The organism is Mailhella massiliensis, assembly GCF_020741395.1.
In the GTDB taxonomy this organism is placed as follows: Bacteria; Desulfobacterota; Desulfovibrionia; order Desulfovibrionales; family Desulfovibrionaceae; genus Mailhella; species Mailhella massiliensis_A.
The window spans coordinates 1-13,753 of record NZ_DYZA01000064.1 but is presented as its reverse complement, the minus strand read 5'-3'; the positions used below and the strand labels follow the sequence as shown (position 1 = coordinate 13,753).

The 13,753-nt window shown below is 57.1% G+C and carries 11 protein-coding genes; 10 read left to right on the top strand and 1 reads right to left on the bottom strand.

Going from position 1 to position 13,753, the window contains the following annotated elements; translation table 11 throughout:
• The first annotated feature begins 147 nt into the window (after positions 1-147).
• The 10 genes from K8W16_RS03425 (at position 148) to K8W16_RS03380 (ending at position 13,054) form a co-directional block, all read left to right on the top strand.
• Positions 148-2,076: an FAD-dependent oxidoreductase gene (locus tag K8W16_RS03425; RefSeq protein ID WP_304121172.1), complete on the top strand. Its 1,929-nt coding sequence runs from the start codon at positions 148-150 to the stop codon at positions 2,074-2,076.
• A gap of 214 nt (positions 2,077-2,290) precedes the next feature.
• A complete protein-coding gene (locus tag K8W16_RS03420) occupies positions 2,291-4,183 on the top strand; it encodes a TRAP transporter permease (protein ID WP_304121170.1) in 1,893 nt (630 codons plus the stop codon).
• A gap of 36 nt (positions 4,184-4,219) precedes the next feature.
• Positions 4,220-5,197, top strand: a complete 978-nt coding sequence (locus K8W16_RS03415) for a TAXI family TRAP transporter solute-binding subunit (protein WP_304121169.1) — start codon at positions 4,220-4,222, stop codon at positions 5,195-5,197.
• A gap of 63 nt (positions 5,198-5,260) precedes the next feature.
• Positions 5,261-6,118 carry an amidohydrolase family protein gene (locus K8W16_RS03410; protein WP_304121167.1) on the top strand — a complete coding sequence of 286 codons (858 nt, stop codon included), beginning with the start codon at positions 5,261-5,263 and terminating at the stop codon, positions 6,116-6,118.
• A 135-nt stretch (positions 6,119-6,253) separates the two neighbouring features.
• Positions 6,254-8,197 carry an FAD-dependent oxidoreductase gene (locus K8W16_RS03405; RefSeq protein WP_304121165.1) on the top strand — a complete coding sequence of 648 codons (1,944 nt, stop codon included), beginning with the start codon at positions 6,254-6,256 and terminating at the stop codon, positions 8,195-8,197.
• A 23-nt stretch (positions 8,198-8,220) separates the two neighbouring features.
• On the top strand, positions 8,221-9,075 hold the full coding sequence (locus tag K8W16_RS03400; RefSeq protein ID WP_304121163.1) for an amidohydrolase family protein: 855 nt from the start codon (positions 8,221-8,223) through the stop codon (positions 9,073-9,075).
• Positions 9,076-9,202: 127 nt separating this feature from the next.
• Positions 9,203-10,117, top strand: coding sequence for an EamA family transporter (locus tag K8W16_RS03395; protein ID WP_304121161.1), 915 nt, complete (start codon positions 9,203-9,205; stop codon positions 10,115-10,117).
• A gap of 79 nt (positions 10,118-10,196) precedes the next feature.
• On the top strand, positions 10,197-11,393 hold the full coding sequence (locus K8W16_RS03390; protein WP_304121158.1) for a pyridoxal phosphate-dependent aminotransferase: 1,197 nt from the start codon (positions 10,197-10,199) through the stop codon (positions 11,391-11,393).
• A complete protein-coding gene (locus K8W16_RS03385) occupies positions 11,390-12,148 on the top strand; it encodes an HpcH/HpaI aldolase/citrate lyase family protein (protein WP_304121157.1) in 759 nt (252 codons plus the stop codon). The genes K8W16_RS03390 and K8W16_RS03385 overlap by 4 nt, the downstream gene beginning before the upstream one ends.
• A gap of 519 nt (positions 12,149-12,667) precedes the next feature.
• Positions 12,668-13,054 carry a hypothetical protein gene (locus K8W16_RS03380; protein ID WP_304121156.1) on the top strand — a complete coding sequence of 129 codons (387 nt, stop codon included), beginning with the start codon at positions 12,668-12,670 and terminating at the stop codon, positions 13,052-13,054.
• Positions 13,055-13,155: 101 nt separating this feature from the next.
• On the opposite strand, the gene tnpA is transcribed toward K8W16_RS03380, so the two are convergent.
• Positions 13,156-13,617, bottom strand: coding sequence for an IS200/IS605 family transposase (gene tnpA / locus K8W16_RS03375; protein ID WP_304121155.1), 462 nt, complete (start codon positions 13,615-13,617; stop codon positions 13,156-13,158).
• Positions 13,618-13,753 lie beyond the last annotated feature (136 nt).

Sequence of the window (13,753 nt, the reverse complement as noted above, 5' to 3'; positions counted from 1 at the left end):
CAATTTTTTAGACGATTAATATCAGGGTGTTTGGTAAAGGCTTTTTCCCCTTTTTCGACACGCTGTAACTGCCCGAAAACATGCCGTCGGGGAAAGCTCCATACGCGGAAACAGCTCCGCCGGAAAGACTGTTACGGAGAAAAAATAATGAATAATTCCGTCTTGTTCACCCCCATCCGCATCAACAGCTTGACCTTGAAAAACCGTATCATCATGCCGGCCATGGCTTCCTACCACGCCGCCGTCAACGGTGAAGTGACGGACAAGCTCATCCGCTATCACGCCGAACGCGCCAAGGGCGGCGTAGGCATGAATATTGTTGAAGCCACCTATATCACCCGCAGCGGAAACAGTTTCGATCTCGGCCTGGGGATTTCCGACGACTTCATGATCAAGGGGCTTTCCCAGCTGACCTCAGCCGTGCACAAACATGACGGAAAAATAGCTGTCCAGCTGCAGCACGGCGGCCGATTCGGCAATCCCCCCACTTCCGGTACTCCCCGCATGCTGGTGTCCATGCTTCCCGGCCTGGCTCCTTCGGAAAATGCCCGGGTTATGGACATTGCGGAGATAGAAGGGTTAGTGGAAGCCTATGCCCAGGCGGCCCGCAGAGCTGTGGAGGCAGGCTTTGATGCCGTTGAACTGCACGGCGCCCACGGCTACCTCATCAATCAGTTCCTCTCACCTCTTACCAATCACCGGGAAGACGCCTATGGCGGAAGCTTGGAAAATCGTCTGCGCTTCCCGCTGGAAGTGCTGGCCGCAGTACGCAGCCAGGTGGGGAAAGACTATCCCGTGCTTTTCCGCTTCAGCATGATGGAATTCATGCCAGGCGGCATAGATATGGAACAGGCCGTCGCCATCTGCAAGGCCATGACGGATCACGGCGTGGACATGCTGAACCTGTCTATCGGTATCGGCGAAACAGTGGAATACATTATTCCTCCGGCCAGCGTGCCGGAAGGATGGAATGCCGACCGCGCAGCGACCATCAAGCAAGCCATAGAGTCCCGTATTCCCGTGGCTGTGGTAGGCAGAATATACAACCGCAAGACCGCTGAAGGCATAGTTTCTTCCGGAAAGGCCGACATTGTGGCCATGGGTCGCGCCCTGCTGGCCGATCCCTATCTGCCCGTCAAGCTGGCGGAAGGCCGCGACAATGAAATTCTTCCCTGCATCGGTTGCAACGAAGGCTGCACCGGAATGCTCAACGAATGTCGCCCGATATCCTGCGCCGTGAACCCCCGCACGGGCTATGAAGGTGACTACCCCTTGACTCCAGCTCAGAAATCGAAAAAAATCGTAGTGTTAGGTGGAGGTCCTGCCGGCTGTGAAGTAGCGCTCACAGCCGCACAGCGTGGGCACAAAGTTGTGCTGTTTGAGGCTTCCTCGCGTCTCGGCGGCCTTGCCAACGCTGCGGCCCTTCCTCCCGGAAAAGGCGTTTTTGCTGCTCTCGGCAACTACTTTGCCGTCATGCTCCCCAAGGCCGGTGTGGAGGTACGCCTTCAGACCCGCGCCACGGCGGAAGACATAAAGGCTCTGCAGGCCGACCATGTCGTGGTGGCTACAGGCGGACAGCCCATTCTTCCCGCCTTCTGCAAGGGGGCAGATTATGTACTCGCCCAGGACATTCTGGAAGGGAAAAAGGAAGCCGGGCATACCTGCCTCGTGGTAGGCGGAGGCCTTGTGGGAAGTGAAACGGCGGAATTTCTTGCAGACAAGGGCAGGAAAGTGACTATCGTGGAGCTGCGCGACGGCATCGCCCTCGACATGGAATATAAAACGCGCCAGATGCTCATGCCCAGGCTTGCGGAACTCAACGTCTCCTGCCTCACGGAAACGGAAGTTCTTTCCCTCGGCACGGACGGCAGCGTGAATATCCGCACGCCTTATCTGGAAAAAACGCTGAAGGGCTTCGATACCATTGTACTGGCCCTGGGGTACAGACCCGATACGGAGTTGTGCCGCAGTCTGGCGGAAGCCGAGATCGACTTTGTGCGCGTGGGCGACTGCAAAAAGGTGGGCAAGATCATCAACGGCGTATGGGACGGTTTCCGTCTCGCCTATCAATTCTAATGCACTGAAAAACAAACGGAGGTATCGTCCCCCGCGATACCTCCGAAACAGGTTCGCCGCTGAAAGCAGATACAAACGTCTGTCAGGACGAACAACGATCGGCAGTCCGATTTCCACAGGAAGAAAGACTGTCCCCGAGCAAGGCCCAAGCCCCCGGCCTCTGCTCTTCAGTATGTTCCCCGCATGCTGAAATCCCTGTGCAAGGAGGTTACTCATGTCTCTGGCTTTTGATCGATCAACCCTGAAACCGGTGGTGACTGTCGTTGCCATCATCCTTTCCATTTTCCAAATATACTTCACCGGCGGTTTCGGCGTCACCGACACGCACATCCTGCGCGGCACGCATCTCAGCCTCATCGCCGTGCTTACCTTCATGCTGATCCCGCCCGTCAAGGTAAAACCAGGGGAGAAAGAAAATCCTCTGTTCCTTCTGATGGATCTGCTGTTGATCGCCCTGGCGGTCGCCATCAACATCTATGTCTTCCAGCAGGCTGAAGCCCTGGCCGAACGCATAAAATACATTGATGATGTGACCTCTCTCGATATCTTCTACGGTACCGGTCTCATCATCGTCACCCTTGAAATCACCCGCCGGACCTCCGGCCTTTCTCTCGTCATCATCTCCCTGGCGTTTCTTGCCTACGGCATCTGGGGCGAACATATGCCCGGCGGACTCGCCCATAACGGCATCGAATACGAACGCCTCATTGAACAGCTCTTCCTGCTCACCGACGGTATCTACGGCGTACCCCTCGGCGCGGCCGCCGGCATGATATTCGCCTTCGTCATGTTCGGGGCATTTCTCGAATGTTCCAACATGAGCTCGGTGTTCATGTCCCTCTCCTGCCTGCTTACGAAAAAAGCTAAAGGCGGCCCTGCCAAAGTGGCCATTTTTGCTTCCGCCCTGTTCGGCACCATCAACGGTTCCGCAGCTTCCAACGTGTACGGCACGGGCACTTTCACCATTCCCCTCATGAAAAAAGTAGGCTATGAGCCTCATTTTGCCGGCGCCGTGGAAGCCGTGGCCTCCACCGGCGGCCAGATGATGCCTCCCATCATGGGCGCAGCGGCCTTCATCATGGCCGATGTTGTGGGCGTAAGCTACCTCACCATCGCTCAAGCTGCACTCATTCCCTCCGTCCTCTACTACCTCACCCTGTATCTCTGTATTCACTTTGAGGCTGTACGCAAGAACATGGGCGCCATCCCGCCCGATCTCATTCCCAAAGCCTCCGAAGTTATTCGCAGACTGTACTACATGTTCCCGCTGGTGTTCCTCATCACGATTCTTCTGATGGGGCGGAGCGTCACGGCCTGCGCCTTCTACGGTACGGTATGCATCATCCTGCTCAGTCTCTTCAGGGAAGAAACCCGCTTCACCCTGAAGCGCTTCCTGTATGCCCTTGAACTTTCCGCCAAGAACTCCCTGATGGTCTCCGCAAGCTGTGCCTGCGCCGGTATCATCATCGGTATCGTGAGCCTCACGGGCGTCGGCTACAAGTTCATCCTCGTCATCACGGAATTCGCTGACGGCAATCTCCTGCTCCTGCTCTTCCTCCTCATGCTCACCTGCATCGTGCTCGGCATGGGCCTCCCCACAGCTCCCGCCTACATCATCGTGGCCACCCTCGGTGCTCCCGCACTCATGAAGGTCGGCATTCCCGCCGTGGCCGCCCACATGTTCGTATACTTCTATGCCATCCTGTCCGTCATAACACCACCAGTGTGTCTAGCAGCATACGCAGGGGCGGCAATAGCAGAGGCAAACGCCATGGAGACGGGCGTCACCTCCATGAAACTGGGCATAGCCGCCTTCATTGTTCCCGTCATGTTCGTGTTTGAGCCCGCCCTGCTCATGGAAGGTACCTGGACGGAAATAGGTCTGGCCTTCGCTTCCGCCGTCATCGGCGCCCTCAGCCTTGCCGCGGGCATGCAGAACTGGCTGGTCTGCCGTTGCCAGCTGTGGGAACGTATTCTTCTCATCATGAGCGGTCTGATGCTGTTCTACCCCGGAACGCTCACCGATCTTGCCGGTCTCGGTTCTCTGGCTCTCGTTTTCTTCTTCCAGAAGTTCCGGTCCAGAAACGTAACTCCCGCTGCGGCCTAACGCAGCGCCATTCACCCTAACAGCAGGAGGAACTCCATGCGCAAACTTCTCTCCGCAGCACTTGTGGCCCTTGCGATCACCATGCTCCCCTACCCCGGCAACGCCGCAGAGAAGAAACTCACCGCAGTTTCCGGCCCCGTCTCCGGAGGCTGGTATCTGGGCATGGGCCTTGTGGCCAAAGCTTTTACTGACGCGAATCCCGAATACGAAGTGACCATGCTGCCGGGCAGCTCCATGTCCAACGTGGCCATGCTGCAGCAGCACAAGGCCGATATCGCCATCGGCATGCGCCCCTCGAACATGGCCGCCATTGAAGGCCGTGATCCGTTCAAGAAGGCCTACACCAATGTGGCCGCCTTTGCCAATCTGAACGACACCGCCCCCCTGCACTTCGTGGTCACCAAGAAGTCCGGCATCACCTCCATTGAGCAGTTCATCAAGGAAAAGAAAAAGATACGTCTGTCTCACGGCGCCGTCGGCAGCTCCGAACATACCTACTTCGGCTGGGTACTCGAAGCCTACGGAACTTCCTACAAGGAACTCAAGGACTGGGGCAGCAAGCTGTACAACAACAACTTCGACGACGTTGTGAACATGATGAAGGACGGCCAGCTCGACGCTATCGTGTGGGTCGGCCCCGGCGAATCCTGGTTCTTCACCGAACTCGTTCAGTCCGTCGACCTCGTGTGGCTGCCTCTTGATGAAAAAGTCATCGAAACCGTGAGCAAGAAGTACGGCCTGACTCCCGGCACCATTCCCGCCCACCTCTTCAAGGGACATGTCGGCAAGGAAATCAAGACGGTGGCCACCTGCAACGAACTCCTGGTCCGCGCCGACATGGACGAAGACCTCGCCTACAGGATCACCAAGGCTTTCATTACCAACCTCGACGATATCCGCAAGGGCAACGCCGCGTGGAGCAACTGCACCGCTGAAAAGGCCGGCCTTGATACCGGTGCTCCTCTGCATCCCGGCGCCGCCAAGTACTACAAGGAAGTCGGTCTGATCAAGTAAGCAGCACACAAAGGCAAAAAAGGGGGCATGAAAATGCCCCCCAATGTCATAAGGAGCTATACCATGATTATTGATTTTCGTGCCCGTCCTCCGTACAAGAGCTATCTTAATCTGAGCCTCTACAAACCGTGGCGTCCGCTTCCTGCCGATCCTGCGGAATGGGGCGCCTTTGAACTCGGCCGTGAACCGAACGTGACTGCCGATGCTCATGACATGGACGCCTTTGTCAAGGAAATGGACGACAACGGCATTGTGAAGGCCGTCCTCATGGGCCGCCATGCCGACGACTTCGGTGTGGTGAGCAACGACGACCTGTATGAACTCACCCAGAAATATCCGGGGAGATTCATTCCCTTCGCCGGTATCGACCCCTGCGACCCCGACGCCGTGGAAGAAGTGGAGCGCTGCATTTCCAAGCTGGGCTTCAAGGGCATCAGCGTGGATCCGGGCTGGCTCAATCCCCCGCTTAAGGGCGACGACCCCGTTTTCACTCCCGTGTACGATAAGTGCCACGAACTCGGCGGCATTCTCGTCATGAGCGTCAGCGCTGCCCTCGGCCCCGACCTCAGCTATTCCGATCCCATCATCGTCCAGCATGTCGCCACTCGCTATCCTGATATGAAAATTGTGGTGGCCCACGCCTGCTGGCCGCATGTGGAACGTATGCTCGCCGTAGCCATGCGCTGCCCCAATGTCTATCTGGTGCCCGACTGCTATGTGTACATCGACTGCATGCCCTTTGCTGATACTTACATTGAAGCGGCCAACTCCTTCCTGAAGTACCGCACCATCTTCGGCAGCACCTACCCCGAACGCAGCCTGAAGCAGACCATCGAAGGCTGGAAGAAGCGTCCGTGGGATCCTGAAGCGCTTGAACTGTCGCTCTACGGCAACGCCGCCCGCCTGTTGGGCATAGACTGAACATCCGATTCCGCCGGGTACCCGGTATCCGGCGGAATCCCCCGGAAAGAATGAAATATGCCGCGCTTCTCTGCCCGCCCGGAGGCAAGCGACTCTGATTCTTTTCCAGAACACTCTTCAGGGAAGGATTCCGAAATGCATACCCCTGTTTCACTCACCCCCCTGAATATCCATACGCTTTCCATCCGCAATCGCTATGTTCTCCCCGGCATGGTCACAGACATGGCCGTGGACGGCGGTTATGTCACGGAACGCCTGCTCTCGTACTATGAAGAACGGGCCAAGGGCGGCGTGGGACTCATCATTGTAGAAGCAACCTCCATTGATCCTTCAGGCAAAACTTTTCTTCACGGGCTGGATATCAGCGACGACCGCTTCATTCCCGGCCTGCGTCTGCTCACCAGGCGCGTTCATGCCCACGGCGCCCGCATCGCCATACAGCTTCAGCACGGCGGAGGGCGTGCCCATCCCGAATTTTCCCACATGCCGCGCCGGATATTCAGCGTGATCCCCGGCGTGTTCGACCCGGACAACGCACTGGTTCTTGATGAAGAAGAACTCGCCAGGCTGGCAGACGCCTGGGCAAAGGCCGCCGTGCGTGCCAAGGAAGCGGGCTTCGACGCCGTAGAAATCCACGGGGCCAGCGGCTACCTTCTGGAGCAGTCCGTTTCGGCCTTCACCAACCGCCGCACCGACGGCTACGGCGGCTCCCTGGAAAAACGCCTGCGTTTCCCCGCCGAAGTCGTGCGCTCCGTACGCGCTGCTGTGGGGGAAGATTACCCCATCCTGTACCGGCACACCTCCGTGGAAGACGTGCCCGACGGCAACGGTATAGACCTGGAAACAACGCTCGCGCTGTGCCGCACACTTGCCGATGCCGGTCTGAATGCCATTGATATTACCGCAGGCATGCAATACTGCTTTGAGCTCATGACGCCCCCCACCTGTATGCCGAAGGCCTGGAATGCCGCAACCAGCCTTGCCGTCAAAAAAGAACTGGGGGACAGGCTCCGCGTCATACTTACCGGCCGTATTTCCGATGTTGAAACCGCCGAACATGTGGTGGCGGAAGGTATTGCCGACTTCGCCATAATGGGCCGCGCGCTTATCGCGGACTCGCACCTGGTGGAAAAATTCGCCTCCGGCAGGGAAGAAGAAATCTGCCCTTGCGTAGCCTGCGGCCAGGGATGTGTGGGTAATGCCGACAAAATGATCCCCATCACCTGCGCTCTGAACCCTCTGTCCGGCAATGAAGCCTCCATGCCCCGCGTACCGAAGGCTGCATCTTCCCGCCGCGTGGTCGTCATAGGCGCGGGCCCGGCAGGGCTTATGGCCGCAGCCACCGCCGCAGAACGCGGGCACGGCGTCACCTTGCTGGAACGCTCCGACAAGGCCGGGGGGCAGATCAATCTGGCCGCCGTTCCGCCCCATAAGGAAGACCTGCTCCGTATTGCCCGCTATCTGTACGGGAAGGCCGTGCGGGCGGGCGTGCACTTCCGCTTTGCAGAAGAAGCTACGGTGGACAAGGTCCGCGCTCTGCACCCCGACGCCGTCATCGCAGCTGCCGGCAGCCTGCCCATCCGGCCGCGCTTCTGTGCGGCGGCAACCGATGCCGTACTTGCGCAGGACGTGTTGCGCGGCGCTCCCTGCGGGCAAAAGGTGCTTGTGCTCGGCGGCGGGCTCATCGGCTGTGAAACTGCGGAATTTCTTGCCGCTCAGGGAAAGTCCGTCACCATTGTAGAAATGCAGCCTCAGCTTGCCAAAGACATGGAATGGTGCGCACGCGTGCTTCTGATGCGCCGCCTGGCCTCCATGCAGGTGGAATGCCGGGCCGGCAATGAAATTCTCTCCGTCGGATCCGATCATTCCGTCACCGTACGTCTGAGTTCAGGGCGGGAAGAGGTGCTGAGCGGTTTCCATACCCTTGTCATAGCCGTCGGCTGCCGCCCGGATTCGGAACTCGCCTCCGCCCTGTCCGCAACGCTGGATTGTCCCTGCATTTCCGTGGGCGACTGCCTCAAGACCGCAAAAATCATGGATGCCGTTCACGGCGGCTTCCATGCAGCTCTCACACTATAACCGCTCATCTCAAGGAGTCAGCCATGCTTTTCGATTTCCGTATCCGCCCTCCTTTTAAAAGTTTCTTCACCACCGGCGGCATGTTCGGCGGCCATCAGGGTTCCCATGACCCCGCCTATATCGACCCGTATGAAACCGGCAAGGATCCCATTCCTTCTGCCGACAAAGGCGATATGGATCTGTTCTTCCAGGAAATGGAAATGAACGGCATCGACAAGGCCGGCATCATCGGCCGCAACTGCGGCCCCAACGGCTTTGTGGACAATGCCGATATCTACGAATTCATTCAGAAGGATCCCAATCGTTTCTTCGGTTTTGCCGGCATCGATCCCAACAGCCCCTCCGCCGTGGATGAAGTGACCCGCTGCATTAAAGACTGGGGGTTCCGCGGCATCAGTCTGGAAGTGGGCTGGTGCGATCCCGCCCTGAAGCCCGACGACCCCATTATTGATCCCGTCTATGAAAAGGTGAATGAACTCGGCGGGATTACGCTTATCTCCCTGAGCTTCTGCTACGGGCCGGATCTGACCTATTCCGATCCCATCACCATACAGCATGTGGCAAAGAAATACCCCGACATGAAGATCTGCGTATCCCACGGCGGCTGGCCGCAGGTGCAGAGCATGCTTGCTGTGGCCATGCGCTGCCCCAACGTGTACCTCATGCCCGACTGCTACCTGTACATTCCCGGCTGGCCCTATGCGCAGGACTACGTCAAGGCCGCCAATACCTTCCTGAAGTACCGCACCCTGTACGCCAGCGCCTATCCTCTGCGCGGCTTTGCCCAGTGCTACAAGGGCTGGTGCAGCCAGCCCTTCGATCCCGATGCCCTCAAGGTCAATCTGTATGACAACGCCGCGCGCCTGCTCGGCCTGTAATTGCGGCAGGACGTGCGTCAAAAGCATCGGTTCGCAAATGCAGACAGCATGAGGGACAGATGGTGGGGAGGGGCAACCCTCCCCACGAAACGCTGAGTGCTTCGGCATCAGGAATGTCGGAGAATATATGCAGAGAACTTCCGTATCCTCACTTCAGGTATGCCTCTGCCTGGCCCTGCTCTATCTCTCCTGGGGGGGGAGCTTTCTGGGAATCAAACTGGTCCTGACCAGCTTTCCCCCGATCTTTCAGGGGGGAATAAGGCTTTGCATTGCCGGCGCAATCATACTGCTTTTTCTGCCGTTTACACGGCACGGCAAAGTCTCCGGCTTCATGGAAGTTTTCCACTACTGGAATATAGCCTTCTTCATCATGTTTCTGAACGGCGTATGCCAGGCCATAGGCCAGCAGAGCGTGCCTTCCGGCGTTGCCGCCATGATCTACGGGACTACGCCTCTGTTCATGGTACTGGGAAGCTGGCTGATTCTGGGGGACGCCCGCCCCTCGCCGAAACAGGCGGCGGGCATTCTCGGCGCTACGGCCGGTATGGCCATACTCACGCTGGGTGGAGATGCAGGGGAAAGCAGCGAAACATCGCTCTCCGGTTCCCTTCTGCTTCTGGCCGGCGTGCTCGGCTTTGTGCTGGGCTCGCTGTATTCCAGGTATTTCATCCGCTCCTCGGGGCTTTCCCTGTACGGAGGCCTGGCGCTGGTCATGATTTTCGGCGGCGTGCAGTCCCTTGTAGCCAGCTGGGCCATGGGAGAACGCGTTCTGTGGAATGCCGTTACTCCGGAAGCCTGGGGCAGCATGATCTTTCTTACACTGTTTACAAGCGTTTTCGGGTACGTCTGCTACTACTGGCTGCTGGCCAATACCCGAACCGTGATTGCTGTTTCCTTTGCCTACATAGACCCGGTGATCGCAGTGCTGCTGGGGGCCCTGTTCGGCGGAGAAAACATTACCCTGCGGGTTGTTCTGGCCTGCGCGCTGATTGTAGGCGCCGTGCTGTGCGGCTTTTCAACCCCTCGCCGTCGACGCGCCTGAAGGACCGTACTCCGGCCCCTCGACAGGCCGCACCCTTTGGAAAGAACTTCTTCCTTAACCCATGAGAAGGATAACTGCCATGTCCAACACATCTCCCCTTTCCCAGGCCGAAAGAATGGTCAACGCCCCGCTCTCCAAGATCCGCGAAGTCATTGCCTATGCGGGCAAACTGGAAGCTGCGGGCAAACGCATTGTCCATCTGGAAATCGGCGAACCCGACGTGGACACGCCAAAGCATATCGTACAGGCCTGCAAAGACGCTCTGGACGCCGGCAAGGTGCACTACGGCCCCGTAACGGGCATTCCCGAACTCCGTGCCGCCGTGGCAAAACATTACAATGCGCTCTACGGCTGCGACTATGCTCCGGAGGAAGTCATCATCACCTCCGGTGTGGAACAGGGCATCTTCCTGACCATGAACGCCTATCTGAATCCCGGGGATGAAATTCTCGTTCCCGACCCCGGCTACCTCTGCTACTTTACGCTGCCGAACATCACCGGATCGAAAGCCGTTTCCTATCCTCTGAAGGAAGAAGACGGGTTCCAGCTCAAGGCGGAGAGCATGGAAGCGCTCATCACGCCCAAAACCAAGGCCATTCTGCTCAACTCCCCTTCCAACCCCTGCGGTTCCATGCTGGATGAAGCTTCGCTGCGCATTGTGGCCGAGCTGGCGCGGAAGCATAACCTTCTGGTCATATCCGACGAAGTCTACGCCGACATGGTATACGGCGGGAAAAAGTACTGCAGCGCGGCTTCCCTGCCTTCTCTCAGAGAACGCCTCGTCGTTCTGCACGGCTTCTCCAAATACTTCGCCATGACGGGCTGGAGGCTCGGCTACCTGCTCTGCGACCGCTCCCTCACCGATCCCATCATGCGCCTGAACTTCTATAACCTTTCCTGTCCCAACACCTTCATCCAGTACGCCGGTCTGGCCGCCCTTACGGAAGACGACGCGCCTTCCCGTGCCATGGTCAAAGAATATGAAGCACGCAGGAACTACATGGTGGAAGCCATCAACACCCTGCCCGGCTGCACTTGCCGCATGCCCGACGGCGCCTTCTACATCTTCGTGAATATTGCCGGAACCGGCATGACGGCAGACGAATTCTGCCGTGTTATGATCGACGAGGCCGGAGTATCCCTTACTCCCGGCCATGTGTTCGGCTCCATGGGAACCGACTTCGTCCGCGTTTCCTATGCCAACTCCATGGAAAACCTCAAACTGGCCATTTCCCTCATGCGTGAAACCCTGGAAAAAAGAGGTGTCGCAAAATGAGCATGTTCTCCGATAAACTCAGCGCCGGGCAGGGCGTGGTAGGCACCTTCTGCCACCTGGGCGGCGCAGCCGTGGCGGAGTGTCTGAGCCTTTCCGGGCTGGACTATGTCATCATCGATACGGAACACGGGCCCTTTTCCGATGAAAGCACGGGAGAGATGATCCGGGCCATAGCGCTGCATCAGGCCGAACCCTTTGTCCGTGTGCGCGACTCTTCCCGCGCCGCCGTGCTGCATGCTCTGGATCTCGGGGCCAAAGGCATTATCGTACCCAATGTGCACACGGTGGAAGAAGCCCGCAGCCTGGTGGAATACGCAAAATTCTTCCCCACAGGAAACCGGGGATTCGCCTTTTCCCGCAGCGCCGCCTTCGGCTTTGCCTCCGGCCTCGGCAACGTGCAGGAGTATTTCAGCAGCACCAACAGCCATACGCTGCTTATGCCGCAGTGTGAAACCAGAGGCTCCCTGGAACATATCGAGGAAATAGCCGCCCTGGAAGGCATAGACGGGATATTCGTAGGCCCCTACGACCTTTCCGTCGCGCTGGGAATGCCGGCAAAATTCCAGACTCAGGAATTCCGTGACGCCCTCAGCCGCGTACTCAGGGCCTGCCGGGACAACAAAAAGCTTGCCTTCCTCTATGTCAACACCATGGATGAGGCCCGCGCCAGCTTCCAGCAGGGCTATCAGGGCGTCGCCATTGGCACGGATACGGCCTTCCTGGTAAAAAGTATACGGGCCATGCTTGCTCAGTAGGAAAAACGCCGCACAAAAAGAAAACATTCTCACAGGCGGTCTCGCCTGGAGTCGGCTTCTTTTCCATAACATCCCTTCCTGAAGGCAGGGCATGCCCTGCAACACAAACGCCGACCGGTTCCCCTGCCGGTCGGCGTTTACCCAATCCCCTATCATCACTTCCCCTCAGCTTCGTCTGCCTCTGAAAAGGCCTCCTACCTCTCCACCCTTGCCGCACCTGCATGTTCAGGTCAGCACCACCCCCCTAAAAGACGTACCGCTCCGACAGACTCCCCGGAAGAGTATTTTTGCCCGTCTCAGGCTGACTTGAGCAAGAAAGAATCCTGCCGGGTAAAGTACGCCCACGCCTTGCATGGCGCAGGACATGCTGCCGACCATAAAGAAAATACCTTCCGGGTAAAAACACGGCACGCCCAGATACTTGCGCTGAACAACAAGTCCGAACTATCCTTTTCTCTCCCATATGTTCCGTGTGGTTTTGAAACGCGCCACAGATCATTCAACCTGTCTGGAGCCGACATGCCAAATTTTTTCCATAGAGATGATCTCAGTACCGAAGAAGCGGAAACCATGTTTCGTACCTGCTCCACCATGTTCGGGCCGCGGAGAAAACTTCTGGAAGCACATTTCTCCATGCCCGGCTATACTGCCACCACAACGCAGCTGGCCCAGGCAGTAGGCTACAAAAGTTTCCATGCCGCAAACCTACACTACGGGCTTTTTGCCAAAAGCCTGGTTGAAGAAATGGGCTGGCAGCACCGGTTCATCACCTCCGGGGGACGTACATATCATCTCTGGGCCTTCATCGACTTTTCCAAGAAAAAAGGAGAAATGTGGCAACTGACGCTTCGCGGAGAGGCTGTGGAAGCATTGAAGCGCATGGGCTGGGAAAACGCAGCCCGGTAAGTCAGGACCGCCCCTTCAAGGGGCGGTTTGATTTGACCCTATAAGGGTCTGTTACTCGGCTGCCCTCTTAAGAGGGCTCTGTCTCGACTCTTGCCGAAGGGTTATTTCCTGCTGCTCGTAAACGAGTTGACGGGCCGTTCTACCAGGCTGTACTGATCAGTTATTTTATCTCGTTCTTCCTGCTCACGCACATGTTTGATGATGCTCGCTTCATTCACTCCCACCGTGCTGACAAAATAACCGGTGCACCAGAAATGCCGATTGCCGAACTTGTAGCGCAGATGTGGAAAACTCTCGAATATCATCAGGGAACTCTTCCCTTTCAAGTATCCCATTATCTGCGCCACGCTATACTTGGGTGGAATCTTCACGCACATATGGATATGGTCCACACACGCATTTGCTTCCACTATCTCTATTCCTTTGTATTCACACAGTTTTCTCAAAATTTCTCCTATCGTCCTGCGATACCTGCCGTATATCAGCTTACGCCGGAATTTCGGTGCGAAAACGATGTGATACTTGCAGTTCCAACGGGTATGGTTTAAACTCTGGTCATTCATTGTTGGGTTCCTTTGTGTATAGATTTCGAGTCGAGACAACTGGTTATCTCACAAAGGAACCCCTTTTTTAACTTATTTAAAGGCTTCGCCTTTTTGGAACTCCCCGCATAGCGGGGAGTTTTCGGACTTAAAAAAA

Bases quoted from the DNA above. Each gene is read 5' to 3' on its own strand.
- K8W16_RS03400 (WP_304121163.1), top strand. From the start codon at position 8,221: ATGCTTTTCGATTTCCGTATCCGCCCTCCTTTTAAAAGTTTCTTCACC.
- K8W16_RS03385 (WP_304121157.1), top strand. From the start codon at position 11,390: ATGAGCATGTTCTCCGATAAACTCAGCGCCGGGCAGGGCGTGGTAGGC.
- tnpA (WP_304121155.1), bottom strand. From the start codon at position 13,617: ATGAATGACCAGAGTTTAAACCATACCCGTTGGAACTGCAAGTATCAC.
- K8W16_RS03415 (WP_304121169.1), top strand. From the start codon at position 4,220: ATGCGCAAACTTCTCTCCGCAGCACTTGTGGCCCTTGCGATCACCATG.
- K8W16_RS03425 (WP_304121172.1), top strand. From the start codon at position 148: ATGAATAATTCCGTCTTGTTCACCCCCATCCGCATCAACAGCTTGACC.
- K8W16_RS03420 (WP_304121170.1), top strand. From the start codon at position 2,291: ATGTCTCTGGCTTTTGATCGATCAACCCTGAAACCGGTGGTGACTGTC.
- K8W16_RS03405 (WP_304121165.1), top strand. From the start codon at position 6,254: ATGCATACCCCTGTTTCACTCACCCCCCTGAATATCCATACGCTTTCC.
- K8W16_RS03390 (WP_304121158.1), top strand. From the start codon at position 10,197: ATGTCCAACACATCTCCCCTTTCCCAGGCCGAAAGAATGGTCAACGCC.
- K8W16_RS03380 (WP_304121156.1), top strand. From the start codon at position 12,668: ATGCCAAATTTTTTCCATAGAGATGATCTCAGTACCGAAGAAGCGGAA.
- K8W16_RS03410 (WP_304121167.1), top strand. From the start codon at position 5,261: ATGATTATTGATTTTCGTGCCCGTCCTCCGTACAAGAGCTATCTTAAT.
- K8W16_RS03395 (WP_304121161.1), top strand. From the start codon at position 9,203: ATGCAGAGAACTTCCGTATCCTCACTTCAGGTATGCCTCTGCCTGGCC.